The organism is Saccharophagus sp. K07 (genome assembly GCF_014336955.1).
Classification (GTDB): Bacteria; Pseudomonadota; Gammaproteobacteria; order Pseudomonadales; family Cellvibrionaceae; genus UBA5868.
Window position 1 is genome coordinate 1,259,084 of record NZ_QRAI01000001.1, and the last position, 16,330, is coordinate 1,275,413.

The following is a 16,330-nucleotide window of genomic DNA, read 5'->3' on the forward strand; positions in this document are numbered from 1 at the left end:
AACGCTCACTTCATATCGGGAAATAAAATGGTGAAAGTGGTGCCGTGTCCGACAGCGGACTCCACGGATAAGCGGCCCGAGTGTTTTTCTATGATGGTTTTGACGATAGAAAGTCCAACGCCACTGCCTTCTCCAGCTTCCGGGTTGAGACGTTCAAAAACGTTGAATATACGCTCCTGGTGTTGTTCGGCTATGCCGATGCCGTTATCGCAGATGCGCACTCCGGAATGGCCTGGTTCGTAGGCAGCGAAAATTTTTACTACTGGTGCCACATCCGGTTTGCTGTATTTAAGGGCGTTGGAAATAATATTTTGCAAGCATTGAAACAGCAGACTCTCTTGCGCATAGATGCGAGGCAGAGCGCCGTCGATCTCGATTTGTGCGTTTTTCTTTTTGATATCACCTTCAAGAGAATCCAGTACGTTGCGTAAAGTCGCGTTGGTGTCTACCCAGGTTTTCGCCAAATCGCGCTTGATGATTCTGGATAAATGCAATAGATCCTGTAGCAAGGATTCCATGGATCGCACATTGGCTATAATGCGGTCAAGCTTGTGAATATGGTTTTCCTTCTGGGCAAAATCAGCGGCGGATTTTAGTCGGTTGGCAAATCCGGCAATGGTGACCAGCGGCGCTTTGAGGTCGTGGGAAACGGCATAGATAAATTGTTCCATTTCCTGATTTTTTCGTCGCAACTCCACATTGAGATTCTTTAACGCGCGCTGCTGTTGCAAGCGTTCGCTGATATCAACAATTGAACTGATGATATAAGTTTCCTTATCCACGGTGATTGGCGTTAGCCCAACTTCAATAGGAAATAGTTCGCCATCCTTGCGTTGACCTTGCAAATCGTTGGATTCGTAACCCATTTTACGTCTGTCCGGGGCTTCCAGATAGTTTTGCACATATAGATTGTGGAGTGGCCGCAGGCTTGCAGGTACCAGTTGATGTATCGGTTTGCCAAATAATTCTTCTCGCGAATAACCAAACATGGCTTCCGCTTCACTATTGATCAATACAATATTTCCCTGGCTATTAATCATGATCATGGCGTTGGGTGCCGCTTCGACCGCCAGGCGAAAACGCTCTTCTTCGAGTTTGGTGTCGGACACATCTTTGGCGATAACGGAAAAGCCGATGATTTCCTGGTTCTCCGAGTGAATGGGCGAAATAGTGAGTGACAGATCGATTCGCTGCTTTTTCTTTTCGACATTGATATCAATGGTGCTGCCGGAGTTTTGTTCTGCGGTCGTCGCCAACAAAGCTTTTAATTTTGGCGCAACCGGCGGCGGGAAGAGGTTAAGAAACAATTTTCCTTCACAATTCTCACCAAAAATCCGGATTGCCGCTTCGTTTGCTGTCGTAATAAAACCGGCCATATTGAGGGAAAAAATGGCGTCTTCCGCGCTGTTGATAATCGCAGCGAGGCGAGCGTTGATTTCAGATGTGCGAGCCGCCTGTTTTTTCTCGTGGATAATGTCTTCCAGCATGTTGTCGATGGTTTTATGCGTGGCTCGCAAGGTGGCGGCTTGGTTGTTGAGCCGGATATTGGCCCTGCGAATCTCGCTGAAGGTTTTATAGTGCTGAAGGGTAAATGGGATGGAAAAGAGCATTAGCAATATGCAAATCAACAGGGTGCTGTACATCATCCAATCCGATATGGCGGATTGAGTTCGGTTGATCAGCAATACAGGATCCGATGAAGCAAAATTGGATGCATCTTGAAGAGAGCTTTCGGCTTGTAATTGTGCGCTCAAAGTGTCGAGGTTGGTAATAATTTTCGAAAGCGTCGTGCCTGTAATCGCAAAGAGCGCGAAAAGCAAGAGAACTCCCGCGATATAACAATAATAACGGCTAGGCATACTAGTCTTCATGGATCCGGTAGCGAGGTGAAAGACCTTGCTTTGCAAGTTCTTGGTTAATTTCTTTTTTTAACTGAACAATGCGTTCTTCTCGGCCGAGCGATGCTTCGTAAAGAGAGTTCATTTGGTTGAGTCGCGCCTCCAACTCACGTTGGGCTTCTTCCATTTCCTGATATTTTTTTTGAAAACTGGGGTTTTTCAGAAGCTCGGGCAATTTGGATAAAAATACCAGCGCTGTAACTATGGAAATGGACGCGGTTATGGCTTTTGCCCAGCCAATCAGTCGATAAGATGGCTCCCATATGGTGTAAATCTCTACCGCATGAGACAGGCCGGAGAAAAAAATAAACGCCATAAAGAGGTAAATAAGATCTGGGTCAGGAAATTTGTATTGACTGCGTGTGGCGAAAAGATAGAGCGCTATTGGAAGCAAAATAAACGCAACGACCATGACCAGGTTTGCGCTGATCAAGAGCCAAAAGATATCAGGAGACCAGGAAAAACATTGCCCAAATGGCAAAAACGACGTTTCCGTCGTCGTTGAGGTTAATTCGCTCATTGTGCTCTCCGTACGATGGAGGGCTGGCGGATGCCGGCTATTTGTTATTTCGTTAACGAATCGATTGTAGCCGAAAAATAACCTTTGTGATGGATAAGGTGAATGTGTTCAGAAAATTTGCGCAGTTATTTGTTGGTGCGCAACCACGGCGTTATTGACTTCAAGCGATCTATAAAACTTGTCGCTGTCGGCGGGCCGATGATGATAACGGAAACATTGTCTTTGCCTCCGTTTGCCAGCGCTGCGCTTATTAGAGCTTCAACGGCGGCGTCTGGATCTTTTGAGTCGTGCAAAATGTCGCAGATTTGCTGGTCGCTGACGGTGTCGCTCAGGCCGTCGCTGCACAGAACAATCCAGTCGTTCTTGTGCCAGATGCCTTCGACGACATCGACTCTTGGCTGTGCAACTTCATTCGAACCGAGACATTGGGTGATGATGTTTTTATCGGGGTGATCGTTGATTTCTTCGGCGGAAATGATACCTGACTGATATAGCATCTGGACGTAGGAGTGATCGATCGTCAGTTGCTGGAGGGTGTAACCGTCTTTATCGCGAGCCGTCCAGAGGTAAGCTCGGCTATCTCCTACCCAGGCGATTTGATATTGATTGCCTAATGAGCGCAGGGCGACGACGGTTGATCCCATGCCATATTTGCCCGTGCCATCCTGGGCCGCTTCCAATACGGCGTGATGGGCGTCGGTAATGGCGTCCACAAGCGACTTACCTTGGCGAATGGCCTCGCCAACCACTTGTACAGTAATGGCACTTGCCACTTCACCAGCGGCATGGCCGCCCATGCCATCGGCTACCAGCCACAAGCCAGATTGGGGGTCACTTAGGATTGCATCTTCATTATTGTCGCGTAGCAATCCTACATCAGTGGCTTGGCTGAAGTTTTTATCCGGCATAAATGCCCTTTACTATCCGTTAAACAACCGCTTTTAGCCTAACCGAAAAAGTTCTAGGTGTCGCGGCGAGAGTGGTGGAACGTGACGTTCCTTTGGTCGCGCGCCAGTTTGATATAAAGTCACCTGCAAGACAATCCTGCTTCCTGTCTTACCGTTTGTCCGTCTTCTTTAAAGAAAGCCTGGCTGGCGCCGATAACTCGATACCGGTTATTGGAGGTCATCATGGTTTCATCTGTCGGCTCTTATCAAACGCTGCAAATTTTGTCGGGCAAATCTGCGGCGAAACCCTCCCAGTGTCCGCCTAAAATGGCTGATAACACAGTTGCGACACCAAAGCAGAGTACGGACGGAACCACACAAGTTGATATTCGCGGCCAATCCGTCACCTATGGCAATTCGCGCACTGAGGGTGTTGAAGCCTATAAAGCCGTGGGTAATGCAAAGGAATCCGCCAATCCTTTTGCCTCGACAATCCTGCGTTTTATCGACGCACAGCTTCAGCGCGACGTCGCCAACGGCGCAACTCCTGAGGAGCTTGCAAGCCGCCTGCAGGCTGGCCTGAAGGGTTTTGAAGAAGGCTATGGGCAAGCTTACGAACAATTGGCTGCCGCAGGTTTTCTTAATGATTCGGTAAAAGCCGAAATCGAGCAGACACGCAGCCAAGTGCTAGCCGGTATACAAGAATTGGCCGATAAGCTGGGTGTTGAAATTGATCTGCCGAAAATGGACAAGCCGAGCAACCAGCAGCCAGTTTTGACGAGTCCTATTCAAGGGGAATCCGCCGCTGCGCCACAGCCGGTTGCGAACCCTGGCAAGGCGATCCTATCGGCGATTCTGCGGGACGTTCAGATCATCGAGCATTACCAAAAAGCCACTAAAGCCGACGCAACCTATGCCAATCCTGCCAAAGCACGTCCGGGCGTTCAGTCGACTTCCTTGGCTTATGGCGTAAAGGAAAGTAGGGATTTCTCCTTGAGGCTGCGTACAGCGGATGGCGATGCGGTCACCATCCGCCTCTCCAGCGATAAAGCCGGTACATCTGCTGTGAATTCTGACGGGCAGGGCAGAAGCATCAGCCTGTCAGGCAGTCAGAAATCCTCTTTTCAGTTCTCGGTAGAAGGGGAGTTGGATGAAGGCGAAATGCAAGCTCTGGCGGATCTGCTCGACCAAGTGGGCAGCATTTCTGAGCAGTTTTTTTCCGGAGATCTGGAATCTGCTTTTCGTCTGGCCAGTGAACTGGCATTCGATAAAAGCGAAATTGCCTCTTTCGATATCCGCTGGAATATGAGCCGCACAGAAGTGGCAGGGGAGTCCGTCGAATACACCGGGCATCCTGTGTATCCGGCTGACCGCTTTGTTGCAGATGTCTTGCGCGCGGCCGACTTCGCTGAGCGCCTCAACCAGCCGCGCAACCTGGTGGTCGATCTTCTCGATTGGGTTGCGCAAAACACTCAACAAGACGGGCGTAATGCCCTGCTTGCACCGGCGGCTTTGTCCGTCCTTTGAGTGGACGCGGGCTGCCGCCCTTGGTTAAATGCGCGCCTTTAACGAGGTGCGCGCGATATGCCTTCAATCCTTCTCTTCTCTACCCTCGGCTGCCATCTGTGTGAACAAGCAGAGGATGTGTTGCACGAGGTTCAGCAAAGCCATCCAGATCTGAATTGGCAGGTGATCGAGATCGCCGACTCCGACGATTTGATGGAGCGCTACGGAATCCGCATTCCGGTTTTACGCGACCCTATATCCGGCAAGGAGTTGGGCTGGCCCTTCGATGCGAGTAGCGTAATGAGTTGGTTGGGCGAGATAGGTTAAGCCGTCCTTGGCTACTGGATTAGAGGTATCGAGTGGCCTCTGCTTCTGAGAGAAAGGAGGTGGGTTTGCCCAGACGGTAGCCGTAAATCACAGAGAAGCACAGGACGTTTTGCACATACTGCCGCGTTTCTTTAAACGGAATGGTTTCAATCCAGACGTCCACTGGCTTTTCTTTTCCTTGTGGGCTCAGCCAGCGGTTTACCCTGTGCGGACCTGCGTTGTATGCCGCCGCGGCCAAAATCCGGTTGCCGTTGAATTCTCCCATCAAATAATTCAAATAGTGTCCGCCCAGACGCACATTGTGCTCAACCTCAAGCAAGTCATTGACCCCTGAATGCTTAATGCCAGATTTTTGCGCGGTGAATTGCGCTGTTTTGGGCATTATCTGCATCAAGCCCATGGCTCCGACGCGCGAGCGTGCACTTGCGTCAAAGGCACTCTCTTGGCGGGCGATGGCGTAAATGAACGTCGGTTCCAGCTGAGTATCTTTGGCGACCTTGGTGACTTCCTCTTGATAGGCCAAAGGAAAGCGCACGGTAAGCTCATTCCAGAGGTTGCCATTGATCATGGTTTGGATGCCGGTGGCATACCAGCCCCAATCCTGCGCCAGCTGTCCGGCGGCTATAAGTTGTTTTTCATCCATGTTTCTGGAAGCGTGCAGCCATTCGGCGCGGGCTTCCTGGATATTGCCCATCAACCACAATTCATAGGATCGCTGCATGCCTGGTTGTTCGGCGACTTCCTGCAACAATTGCGGATCGGTGGAACTGGATTCATCCACCAAGGAATAGGTTTGTTTTAGTTTGTCGGCTGACATAAAGCCGTAAAAACTGCGGTTTTTGGCGATTTCCTGATAAATCTCCTCAGCGGAAGGGAATCCGGCTAAGGATTGCTCCAGGGCTTCCTGAGCACGCGCGGCCCAATAACGCCAACGCTCGTTCTGGCGACCTTTTTCGTCGAGTAGAGCCAGAGCTTCAGCAAATTTGGCCCAGTCGCCTTCCGCTAGAACTTCGCGCAGCAGTTCATCCACTACTTCTTCCTGCCGCAGAGTGTGCGAATAGCTGAGCAATTCCTGCGCTTTGTCTTTATGGCCAGTGCGGATCAAGCGCTTCACGATGGTGAGCTTGGTGTCTTCCATCAGATCATCCGGGAACAATTGCTGGGCTTCGTACAGTTGCCAGTTGGTCAGGGCAACCGTCGGCAGATCGCGAGACAGCCTTTTGATGCCGTAGGCGATAATGTGCTGAGTGGGAAGGTCCTGATCCTTGAAGCGCTGTCTTTGGGTGATCAGTTTGGGATTTTGGTGGACCTGCAGATACAGCGTCGCTTTGGGTTTCAAGGTGGTGAGCTTATTGGAGAGGTACTGAGCGAAGCGAACCTCTCCGCGATTCATAGCTTTGTTGAAACGGCTCCAAACAAGCTCTTGCGACAAAAGGCCGGCTTTTTGCCATTCCGTGAATACAGGGTCACAAGCGTCGGGTTGAGATTTACCGACATCCCACAAAGGTGCTACTTCGTCCAATGCGCTTTTGTCGCCTGTTTTGATGCGCGCAGTCAGCGAGTGGCAGTGCAGTTCCAAAGAGTCATTGGTGCCGTGATCGTAATAGCGGACGTATTCCGCCCACTTATTTCGCACCGCAAGAACCTGCAACAGGTTTGTACGCAAGCGGCCGGCGAGAAAAGAATCCGCATATTTTTCGAGGAATTGATCGATATCCGCCAAGGGCAAATCGTTCAGACGGCCACGCAATTCGGCAAATTCCAAATATTGGCGCAATGGATAATTACCCAATTGGCCCAAATGCTCTTTGAATCGCTTGGAATCTTTTTGGGCGAGAGCGGCTTTGGCCTTTTGATAGTGATAGCGATGGCTCGCCAGTTCTGCATCACCTTTATTCGGCAGAGGTTGCGCCGATATGGGTGAAATGAGTGCGACCGCGAGGCTTGTGGCCAAGATCAGCCTGCGAGCTACGGTAATAGCTGACATACGAAGCGAAACTCAAAAGGGTTAGGATTTACAGGCGAGTAAGCTTAATAACTTAACAAACAACTTTAAGCTTGTCTCTCAAGTCAATGAACCTCACTCATCAAGTCTTGCCGAGTTCTGGCGAATTTGCCACTGAAAAAATCGTCATATTGTTGAATATTCCCCGGTCGTTCATGCAAGATGCCGCGCTGTTTCATTTATATGGTGCGCTGCTGTGAATCTGATAAAACTCGAAAACCTTCAACTGCACCACGGCGAGCAGGTTATTTTCGACAATTTGTCGTTGTTAATCCGCAAAGGTGATCGCCTGTGCATCATCGGCCGAAACGGAGCGGGCAAATCCACTTTGCTCAAAACAATAGAAGGATCCGTAGATCCCGATGTTGGTTCCATTTGGCGCGAGCCCGGATGTGTTGTGGCGGGTTTACAGCAGGATTTGCCCGAGTTTTCTGCCACTTCAGTTTACGATTTTGTTGCCAGTGGTCTGGCCGCTCTCGGACAGGATCTGGCCCGCTTTGCGCAATTGGCCAAGCAGAGTGATCCTGCCAGTCTGGCGGAGTTGGGGCGTGTTCAGCAGCGCATCGAAGCGGTGGATGGCTGGTCGGTGCAAAATCGTATTGAACAGGTGCTGACGCGCCTGGAACTCGATGGCAGCAAGATGTTGTCCGAGCTGTCCGGTGGCTGGCGGCGTCGAGTGGCATTGGCCAAAGCATTGGTGACTCAACCCGATGTATTGTTACTGGACGAGCCAACCAACCACTTGGACATAGTTTCGATTGAGTGGTTGGAAAATCAGCTTAAGGATTTCGCTGGTGCCGTAGTGTTTGTTACTCACGACCGAGCTTTTCTGCGAGCGGTCGCAAATCGTATAGGCGAGCTTGATCGCGGACGTTTGACTCTTTGGGACGGCGATTATTCGTCCTTTTTGCAATTTCGCGAGCAGAAATTAGCGGAAGAAGAAAAGAGAAATGCCGAATTTGATAAAAAACTCGCGCAGGAAGAAGCCTGGATACGCCAAGGTATAAAAGCCCGCCGCACCCGCAACGAAGGCCGGGTAAGAGCGCTGAAAGAAATGCGCCAGGAACGAGCGGCGCGCTTGGAACGCCAGGGAAATGCCCGCATGTCAGTGGCTGGCGATCAGGCATCCGGCAAGCTGGTGGCGGAATTTCGCGATGTCAGTTTTTCCTGGGGCGCTGAGCCCATCATTTCTCATTTCACAGGTTCAGTATTGCGCGGCGACAAAATCGGTCTTATAGGCCCCAACGGCGTCGGCAAAAGTACATTTCTCAAGCTTCTGATGGGCGTGCTCAAGCCGACGTCGGGTGAAATACGCCTGGGAAGCAAATTGTCCATCGCCTATTTTGATCAGCTGCGCGATGAACTCGATCTCGATAAAAGTGCCATGGACAATATTTCGGAAGGGCGCGAATACATCGAAATCGACGGCAAAAACAAGCATCTGATCGGTTATCTGCAGGATTTTCTTTTTACTGGAGAAAGAGCGCGAACCCCTATTCGAGCTTTATCCGGAGGGGAACGCAACCGGGTCCTGCTCGCCAAATTGTTTTCCAAACCAGCAAACTGTTTGATCATGGACGAGCCGACCAATGATCTGGACGCTGAAACGCTGGATCTTTTGGAGGATTTACTCCTTTCCTATACCGGAACTGTTCTTCTGGTCAGCCACGACCGGGAATTCCTCGACAATGTCGTGACCAGTACCATCGGTTTTGAAGGTAAAGGCGTACTCAAGGAATATGTCGGTGGCTATCAGGATTGGGTTCGCCAAGGTGGTGTGTGGTATAAGCCAGAGTCGGTGGTTGACGCTCGTCCCCGCCCAGAGCCCGCTGCACAAACACCGCAACCAGCGGAGAAACGCCAAAGCGGTAAGAAGTTGTCCTATAAGCTGCAAATGGAACTCGATGGCTTGCCTGCGCTGATCGAAAAGCTGGAACAAGAGGTTGAAGGGTTGCAAGCGGAGATGTCGGATCCCGCCTTTTACCAGCAAAGCCCTGCGGATATTGCGCGCAAAACCGCAGAGCTCACGGAGAAAAATGAGGCACTAAGCCGGGCTTACCAGCGTTGGGAGGAGTTGGAGTCCATGCGCGACGGCTAAACGCGAACGGCTAAAACGTCGCATTTGGCTCCATGCAGGACATCTGAAGCTGTTGAACCCAAAAGCAGGGCGAGGCCGTGGCGGCCATGGCTGCCAACCACGATAAGATCTGCGCCCAACTGAGCTGCGGTTTCGCGCAATTCAGCCGCCGTTTGCCCTATAACAACTTTGCTGCTGTGAATGGGGTGCTCGAGTTGAGCTGCTAGTGACGTCAGGCGTTTTTCCGCTTGTTCTTCAATCGCCAGCTGAGTTTCCGTCAGATCCATGGGAATGTCTCCTGCATAGGCAAAAGTAACGGGCTCGATAACGTGCAGGAGGCTGAGTTTCGCTCCATACAACTTGGCTAACTCTACTGCTTTGCGGGCAACTTGCAGGGACGAGTCGGGCGATAGATCGAGACCGACCAGGAGATGGGTGTAGATGCTCATAAATCACTCCTCCTTATAGATGTTTTGGGTGATTAGGCGTTTTTGCAGCTGTAAGCGCCTATTGAGCAGTGTAATTCAAAAGCCAAGGCCGATAGTGGGCTTTTTGTTAGGAGTTTCTTGGTGAATTGGTTCTTCTTTTTATTGTTGTTTCTCGTATTTGCGATGATTGTAGGGCCGATTCTATTGATCAAGCCCAGTCCTCGACAGCAACGCATTGCGCAATTGAGGACAAAGGCGGGTTCCCTTGGTCTGCGCGTCAGCCTGCAAAATCACGCCGGACAATCCATCGCAGTGTATGAAAAGCCCTGGCCGCGCAATGAGCAGCAGCGCTATGGAGGGCAGGAATGGTCGCTGGAACGACAATCGTATCAACATGAAATTCACTTTAATGAATGGTGGGCCTGGAAGGGGAATAAGCCTCGTGCCGATGCGGTTCTCGCCATATTGCAGGAGAAGCTGACAGAGTTGCCAAAAGGTGTGATGGCAATTGAAGCCAACGGCCTGGGACTCAGATGCTATTGGACGGAGCAGGGGACTGAAGAAACCTTAAAGCAGTTGGCTGGTTGGTTAACCGACACAAGCGACGCTATTTGGCCTTATGTTCGTCGACCAGAGGCTTCGCCGACTCCAGATTTGTTGGATTCAGATTACTGAAGATAGGCTTTTGCGTTGGATTAAATGCCGATTCCGGCATTAACTCCTCGTCCAGCGCCAAACGTTTCCCTTCCAGAATTTCGTCGATTTCCCGCACCAGCCGATGTCGTCGATCATCTTGCAGGTGCGAGGTCATCAGCAGGTTTTGGGCACGCTTGTAATATCCGTAGGCCACCACGGGATCATTGCGATTGACCGCCTGATGTCCCAACACCACCAGAGATACGACATCCAACATCATGTGTGACCATCCGAGTTCTCGAATGCTCGATTCCATGTCTGCATTCTGTATGCGTCCAAGTGCGTGGTGTCGCCGCACAATACGGCCTGCCTCGGTGAGAAATTGTTTATGTTTGGCGATGGCGGCTTCGTCTGGCAAGACTCGGTAAAAGGGTTGGGACCGTTGGCCTGCAGCAAACTTTTCTGCTAACTCCTTTGCTTGTTCTAACTTTATATCGATGGATGTTGCGTTTGGGTCGAGCCGTTTGATGCTTTGAGCCAAGTCGAGTATCTCATCGTTAATCAGCCTGGGAACCAGGATCGATTCGATAAGAGGCTCAACTCCCGCGCAAATCTCCTCCAGTTCGCCAATACGCAGTGTCATTTGCTGAAGTTTATGTTGCAGTACGTGACGGCGTGTCTGCATATGATCGGCAAATCCTACGAGCAGTAAGGAGGCTGCGATCAGAAAGAGAAGAACAAGGACACCGGTAAAGCCGCTCATATCACCAAGTTGTGAGAAATAGTGTAAAGAATGGACCGCAGGCTGCGCCGGTCATATGGTTTAAGAATAGCAGAGCTCCAACTTGACAATGCCTGTTTAAAAGCTAGGGAAATCAATAGGTTAAAGTTGGCTGGCGAGAGGACTTGGGCGACTGCTGAGATGGGAGGTTAAGAGCTTGGCTTAGATCACAGCTATTGGCACTTTACTTGACCTTATAAGCCTCAGGACTTATATATGCGCACCTCATGTGTCAGACGGCTCGGAAATGCCTTGATTCGCTTGGCTCTGAGCCTAACGGAGTCCGGAGGCGGCCATAAGGCTAATCTCCGGGACACGATTTTCATTTAATTCGATAGCAGGCACCTATGGGGAAGTCACTGGTAATCGTGGAGTCGCCGGCAAAGGCGAAAACCATTAACAAGTATCTGGGTAGCAACTACATCGTTAAATCGAGTGTTGGCCATATCCGCGATTTGCCCACCAGTGGTTCTGCTGCTCCCGTGGACACTAAGGCGCGCGCCGCAGAAGCGGCCAAAACCCGCAAAATGACGGCGGAGGAAAAGGAAGAATATCGGCGTCGCAAAGCCCGCGACCAGTTGATTAAACGTATGGGGGTCGACCCCTACAACAACTGGGAAGCTCATTACGAAATTCTGCCGGGCAAAGAAAAAGTAGTTGAGGAGCTGAAAAAGCTCGCCGCGAGTGCCGATGAAATCTTTCTCGCGACCGACTTGGATAGGGAAGGAGAGGCGATTGCGTGGCACCTTCGCGAATCCATAGGCGGTGATCCCGAGCGCTATCGCCGGGTAGTCTTTAATGAAATCACCAAAACTGCGATTCAACAGGCGTTCAAACAGCCAGGCCGGTTGGACATCAACCGAGTTAACGCGCAGCAAGCGCGACGCTTTCTGGACCGCATCGTTGGCTATATGGTCTCGCCGCTTTTGTGGGAAAAAATAGCCCGCGGTTTATCAGCAGGGCGCGTACAGTCCGTAGCTGTCAGATTGATTTGTGAGAGAGAGGCTGAAATCCGCGCTTTCGTGCCGGAAGAATATTGGACCTTGGCTGCACTCCTCAGCACCGCGAAAAAAGAACAAAGCAAGTACGAAGTCTTTAAATACAAAGGCGAAGATTTTGCGCCCAAAACAGGCGAGCAGACTCAGCAGGCAGTTAAGCAGCTGGAGAACGCGCAATACAAAGTCATCGCCCGGGAAGACAAACCTACCCAATCAAAACCTTCCGCGCCTTTCATTACGTCAACGCTACAGCAGGCTGCCAGTACGCGTTTGGGTTTCGGCGTGAAGAAAACCATGATGCTGGCCCAGAAGCTCTATGAAGCGGGTTACATCACCTACATGCGAACCGATTCGACCAACTTGAGCGCCGACGCCATACAGTCATGCCGCTCTTATATCGAGGAGAACTACGGTAAGCCTTATCTGCCTGAGAAGCCAAACTACTACGCCAGTAAGGAAGGTGCTCAGGAAGCTCACGAAGCGATTCGCCCCTCAGATGTGTCGATTCTGCCGAATCATTTGTCTGGCATGGATCGGGACGCGGAGCGCCTGTATAACCTGATTTGGCAGCAATTCGTTGCTTGCCAGATGACCCCGGCGCAATTTACCAGCACCACTGTCACTGTGGCGGCAGGGGATTATCAGCTCAGGGCCAAAGGACGCGTTATCCGCTTTGATGGTTTCCTGAAAGTGGCTCCGCCAGTGGCCAAAAAGGACGATGAAGGTCTGCTGCCGGATGTGAAGGTCAATGACATTCTCACTCTCGATCAGCTTGTACCAACCCAGCACTTTACCAAAGCGCCGCCGCGCTACAGTGAAGCGAGTTTGGTGCGAGAGCTGGAGAAACGAGGTATAGGGCGTCCCTCCACCTACGCATCCATCATTTCCACTATTCAGGAGCGCGGTTATGTCCACCTTCAGAACCGTCGCTTTTATGCCGACAAAATGGGAGACATAGTCACAGATCGTTTGGTTGAAAGTTTTAGCGATCTGATGGATTACAGTTTTACCGCCAATATGGAAGAAGAGCTAGATGATGTAGCGGAAGGTAAGCGGGATTGGCATGAATTGCTGGACACCTTCTATGCAGACTTCTCCAATAAATTGACCAAAGCCCAGGGCAGTGAATTCGGCATGCGTGGGAATGAACCCACAGAAACCGACATCGTCTGCGACAAATGCGGGCGTCATATGCAAATTCGCATTGGCTCGACAGGTGTTTTCCTGGGGTGCTCCGGATATGCGCTGCCGCCTAAAGAGCGCTGCAAAAATACCAAGAATTTGGTTCCCGGCGACGAGGCGGTGGATGTCGATAAAGACGAAGAGGCCGAATCCCGTCAGTTGCGTAACAAGCGCCGCTGCAAACTGTGTAATGCAGCTATGGATAGCTACTTGTTAGATGAATCGCGCAAGCTGCATATCTGTGGCAATAATCCGGACTGTCCCGGCTATGAAGTAGAGCAGGGGGCTTTCAAGCTCAAAGGTTACGAAGGCCCAGTAATCGAATGCGACAAATGCGGCAGCGAAATGCAGCTGAAAACGGGTCGATTTGGTAAGTATTTCGGCTGTACTAACGAATCTTGCACCAATACTCGCAAGCTGCTGCGCAACGGTGAAGCCGCGCCACCCAAAATGGATGCCGTAGATATGCCTGACCTCCGTTGCGATAAAGTGGACGACCATTATGTCCTGCGCGACGGCGCATCAGGTTTGTTCCTGGCGGCCAGCCAGTTCCCCAAAAACCGCGAGACTCGCGCGCCTTTGGTACGAGAGTTGATTCCTTATCGAGATCAAATTGATCCCAAATATCATTATTTACTGGATGCGCCTCAGGCTGATCCGGAAGGGATCCCTGCGGTGATCCGGTTTAGTCGTAAAACCCGCGAGCACTATGTGCAAGCCGAGGTGGACGGCAAACCTACAGGATGGAAAGCGTTTTTCGATGGTAAGCGCTGGCAGGAATCCGATGGTGGCAAAAAATCGACCGCCAAGGCCAAGTCGTAAGTGGTGGAGTTCTAATGTCTAGAGCAGCGCGCCGAGTCGACCAGCATCTGTCAATCTGCCAGGAATTAGTTCACTTGGCAGAAACTTCCGGGGCAAGTACGGCGCTGCTGACTTCTCTGTGTTTGCAGTTGGAACTCAGTATTTGCCTCTATCTTATAGAGGTGCAGCAGCCCGGCGGGAAGAGTGTGGTTGCACCGCGCTGGACGCTCGATCGCGATTACTTGGTGGCAACCGCGCGGCCCACATCCAATCCTGATCTGAAAGAGTTGGCTGATTTGGCGGAGGATGAAGATTCTTGGTTAAATCTACTCTTGGGTTATTTTTACCGCCTGCGGATGGTGGAGTCGTCTCCCTCTATAAAGGGGGCGATTTTCGAGTCAGATCTTGAATCTCCAGCATCTGCGCCATTGATTGCGTCATCTCGGCAACAGCCGTTACCGGTGATTGAGCTTGCGGGTTTGAGCAATGGACTCCACAAGTTCAAAGAGCTGGTTGAGCGACAGCGGCTTGCTCGCGAAGAATTTTGACGTTTATTAACAATTGTTTTCCCTCTAATTCCGCCGTGCGGTTTCAAGGTCAATATGCCGATTTTTGAAGACTCCTCCTTTTACGAGATTGTTGAGCTGGATAATGGAGATATCGCGTTGCAACGATCAGACGATAAAAATGAAGAGCCTCTTGTGACGGTGCACTTTTCCAAGTTATCTGATGCCTATCTTGGAGCAGCGCGTTTTGAAGTGGCGAAAATCATGATTGAAGCAGGGCTGGACGCTGTTGCGGACCTGGCAGAGGAGCAGCAGGATGATCCTCAGGGTTTTATTGAAAGCTCAAGTCTCCTGCACTAAGCCTTAGACTCTTCTACCCCTCTATCTCGCCGTTGCGTCCTCGCAGTAATAAACCATGACAACGCCCCACGTGGGCGGCAGTTTCCAAACGCATGATTTGACTTTCTGTAAGTCTGCCAAGACTCCCTACCACAGTGTGGCTATTACCTTCTTCCAGCGCTCTGACCAGTATCGAGAAAGTGTCAGCGCTTGAGTCCGGATAGACGAATCGGGTTCGATAAAGATCAAATCCATAGAGCCGTAAACTTTCTTTATCGACCTTTTCTGTAACGACCCAAGTCAACCAGCGGCTATCTTTGGTTTGACTCAGAAAAGCAAGAGACGGCAAATAAACTGAAGCGTGCTGATCATCTGGCAGGATGATCTCAGTAATACCGCCAGTTGGTGCTTTACTGGTGGCATTACTGTTTCGGGCAATGGCTCTGATGGATGACATGATTAGCTCCTTCGGATAATACCGACGCTCAAGCCTTCAATAGCAAAAGTTGTATCTCGCAAATCAACTTTAATGACATCAAATTCCGGGTTCTCCGGCCAAAGTTCAATAACAGAGCGGTTGCGCTCGCGGCGAAAACGTTTGACCGTTACTTCGTCTTCGATACGCGCCACCACTATGTCGTTATTGTGTACTTGGGTGGTTCTGTGCACGGCGAGCAAATCTCCGTCGAGAATGCCCGCGCCCTTCATGCTCATGCCTTTCACGCGCAGGAGATAGTCGGCTCTCATGCGGAAAAAATTCTCTGGGATGGGGCAGTACTCTTCGATATTTTCCTCGGCCAGAATGGGATGACCTGCTGCGACCCTGCCAACCAGCGGTATGCCGCGAGCGTGATCGGGTAGCCGTATGCCTCTTGAGGCGCCTTCGACGATTTGAATCACGCCTTTTCTTGCCAGCGCCTTGATGTGCTCTTCTGCAGCATTGGCCGATTTGAAACCGAGGATCTGAGCAATTTCGGCTCTGGTCGGGGGGAATCCAGTCTCTTCAATCTGATCCTTGATGAGTTCAAATACTTGGCGCTGTCTCTGGGTGAGATCGCTCATGCTGCCTCCGGAAAGGGCTGTTGATATGTACAGGTGCTGTAATTATATACAGTGGTGGACCGATGGCAAGTGACATGATTTGCGGGGTAGGGTAGGGAAAGGAGGGGCATGGACTGGGGAGGGTTTCCGCCCCGAATGAAGAAGGTGTACGAAAGTAAACAAAATCTAACTTGTTAATACATTTGAGATCCCTTTGTAGGGGTGATTATGTAATCAATATTTTTGAAAGTTTTAAGGAGGGTGAAAATAAGAGTGCAATCTCACGACGCCAAGAGCATTGGCTCGACAATATCCAGTGTTTTATAAGGGGTTTTCTTGACAAATTTGCGAGTGCGCGCGTATTTTCCCGAACTTCATGGTTTGAAAAGGGCACTCTC

Annotated in this window: 15 protein-coding genes; 7 read left to right on the forward strand and 8 right to left on the reverse strand. The window is 50.8% G+C overall.

The genetic code is table 11. The features are described 5' to 3' along the window. Positions 1-5: 5 nt before the first annotated feature. The 3 genes from DWB84_RS05440 to DWB84_RS05450 all read right to left on the reverse strand — a co-directional run bounded on the left by DWB84_RS05440 (position 6) and on the right by DWB84_RS05450 (position 3,326). On the reverse strand, positions 6-1,859 hold the full coding sequence (locus tag DWB84_RS05440) for a PAS domain S-box protein (protein ID WP_187408701.1): 1,854 nt from the start codon (positions 1,857-1,859) through the stop codon (positions 6-8). A gap of 1 nt (position 1,860) precedes the next feature. Next, positions 1,861-2,418: a hypothetical protein gene (locus tag DWB84_RS05445; protein ID WP_187408702.1), complete on the reverse strand. Its 558-nt coding sequence runs from the start codon at positions 2,416-2,418 to the stop codon at positions 1,861-1,863. Between the two features lie 125 nt (positions 2,419-2,543). After that, complete coding sequence (locus DWB84_RS05450; RefSeq protein WP_187408703.1) at positions 2,544-3,326, reverse strand: PP2C family serine/threonine-protein phosphatase; 783 nt, start codon at positions 3,324-3,326, stop codon at positions 2,544-2,546. 222 nt (positions 3,327-3,548) lie between these two features. Here DWB84_RS05450 and DWB84_RS05455 point away from each other — a divergent pair, with 222 nt between their 5' ends. After that, positions 3,549-4,832 (forward strand): DUF5610 domain-containing protein, encoded by a 1,284-nt coding sequence (locus DWB84_RS05455; protein ID WP_187408704.1) that lies wholly within the window; start codon positions 3,549-3,551, stop codon positions 4,830-4,832. 57 nt (positions 4,833-4,889) lie between these two features. Beyond that, positions 4,890-5,138, forward strand: a complete 249-nt coding sequence (locus DWB84_RS05460; protein ID WP_187408705.1) for a glutaredoxin family protein — start codon at positions 4,890-4,892, stop codon at positions 5,136-5,138. A gap of 19 nt (positions 5,139-5,157) precedes the next feature. On the opposite strand, the gene DWB84_RS05465 is transcribed toward DWB84_RS05460, so the two are convergent. Continuing rightward, on the reverse strand, positions 5,158-7,092 hold the full coding sequence (locus tag DWB84_RS05465; RefSeq protein WP_187408706.1) for a transglycosylase SLT domain-containing protein: 1,935 nt from the start codon (positions 7,090-7,092) through the stop codon (positions 5,158-5,160). 247 nt (positions 7,093-7,339) lie between these two features. Between DWB84_RS05465 and DWB84_RS05470 the strand changes: the two genes are divergently transcribed. After that, positions 7,340-9,241: an ATP-binding cassette domain-containing protein gene (locus DWB84_RS05470; RefSeq protein WP_187408707.1), complete on the forward strand. Its 1,902-nt coding sequence runs from the start codon at positions 7,340-7,342 to the stop codon at positions 9,239-9,241. On the opposite strand, the gene DWB84_RS05475 is transcribed toward DWB84_RS05470, so the two are convergent. Beyond that, positions 9,238-9,669: a universal stress protein gene (locus tag DWB84_RS05475; RefSeq protein WP_187408708.1), complete on the reverse strand. Its 432-nt coding sequence runs from the start codon at positions 9,667-9,669 to the stop codon at positions 9,238-9,240. The two genes, DWB84_RS05470 and DWB84_RS05475, sit on opposite strands and share 4 nt — an antisense overlap. Before the next feature lie 120 nt (positions 9,670-9,789). Between DWB84_RS05475 and DWB84_RS05480 the strand changes: the two genes are divergently transcribed. After that, entirely contained in the window at positions 9,790-10,323 is a 534-nt protein-coding gene (locus DWB84_RS05480; protein ID WP_187408709.1) for a hypothetical protein, read from the forward strand. Here the strand turns inward: DWB84_RS05480 and DWB84_RS05485 are convergent. Then, positions 10,256-11,047, reverse strand: a complete 792-nt coding sequence (locus tag DWB84_RS05485; RefSeq protein WP_187408710.1) for a hypothetical protein — start codon at positions 11,045-11,047, stop codon at positions 10,256-10,258. The genes DWB84_RS05480 and DWB84_RS05485 overlap by 68 nt on opposite strands. A gap of 365 nt (positions 11,048-11,412) precedes the next feature. Here DWB84_RS05485 and topA point away from each other — a divergent pair, with 365 nt between their 5' ends. Genes topA through DWB84_RS05500 form a run of 3 tightly spaced genes read left to right on the forward strand, consistent with a single transcriptional unit; the run spans position 11,413 to position 14,912 of the window. Further along, positions 11,413-14,067 (forward strand): type I DNA topoisomerase, encoded by a 2,655-nt coding sequence (gene topA, locus DWB84_RS05490; protein ID WP_187408711.1) that lies wholly within the window; start codon positions 11,413-11,415, stop codon positions 14,065-14,067. Between the two features lie 14 nt (positions 14,068-14,081). After that, entirely contained in the window at positions 14,082-14,594 is a 513-nt protein-coding gene (locus DWB84_RS05495; protein ID WP_187408712.1) for a hypothetical protein, read from the forward strand. A 54-nt stretch (positions 14,595-14,648) separates the two neighbouring features. Next, complete coding sequence (locus DWB84_RS05500; RefSeq protein WP_187408713.1) at positions 14,649-14,912, forward strand: hypothetical protein; 264 nt, start codon at positions 14,649-14,651, stop codon at positions 14,910-14,912. Positions 14,913-14,925: 13 nt separating this feature from the next. Here the strand turns inward: DWB84_RS05500 and DWB84_RS05505 are convergent, their stop codons facing one another. Further along, positions 14,926-15,348 (reverse strand): cell division inhibitor SulA, encoded by a 423-nt coding sequence (locus DWB84_RS05505; protein ID WP_187408714.1) that lies wholly within the window; start codon positions 15,346-15,348, stop codon positions 14,926-14,928. Between the two features lie 2 nt (positions 15,349-15,350). Further along, a complete protein-coding gene (gene lexA, locus DWB84_RS05510; RefSeq protein ID WP_187408715.1) occupies positions 15,351-15,953 on the reverse strand; it encodes a transcriptional repressor LexA in 603 nt (200 codons plus the stop codon). Between the last annotated feature and the right edge of the window lie 377 nt (positions 15,954-16,330).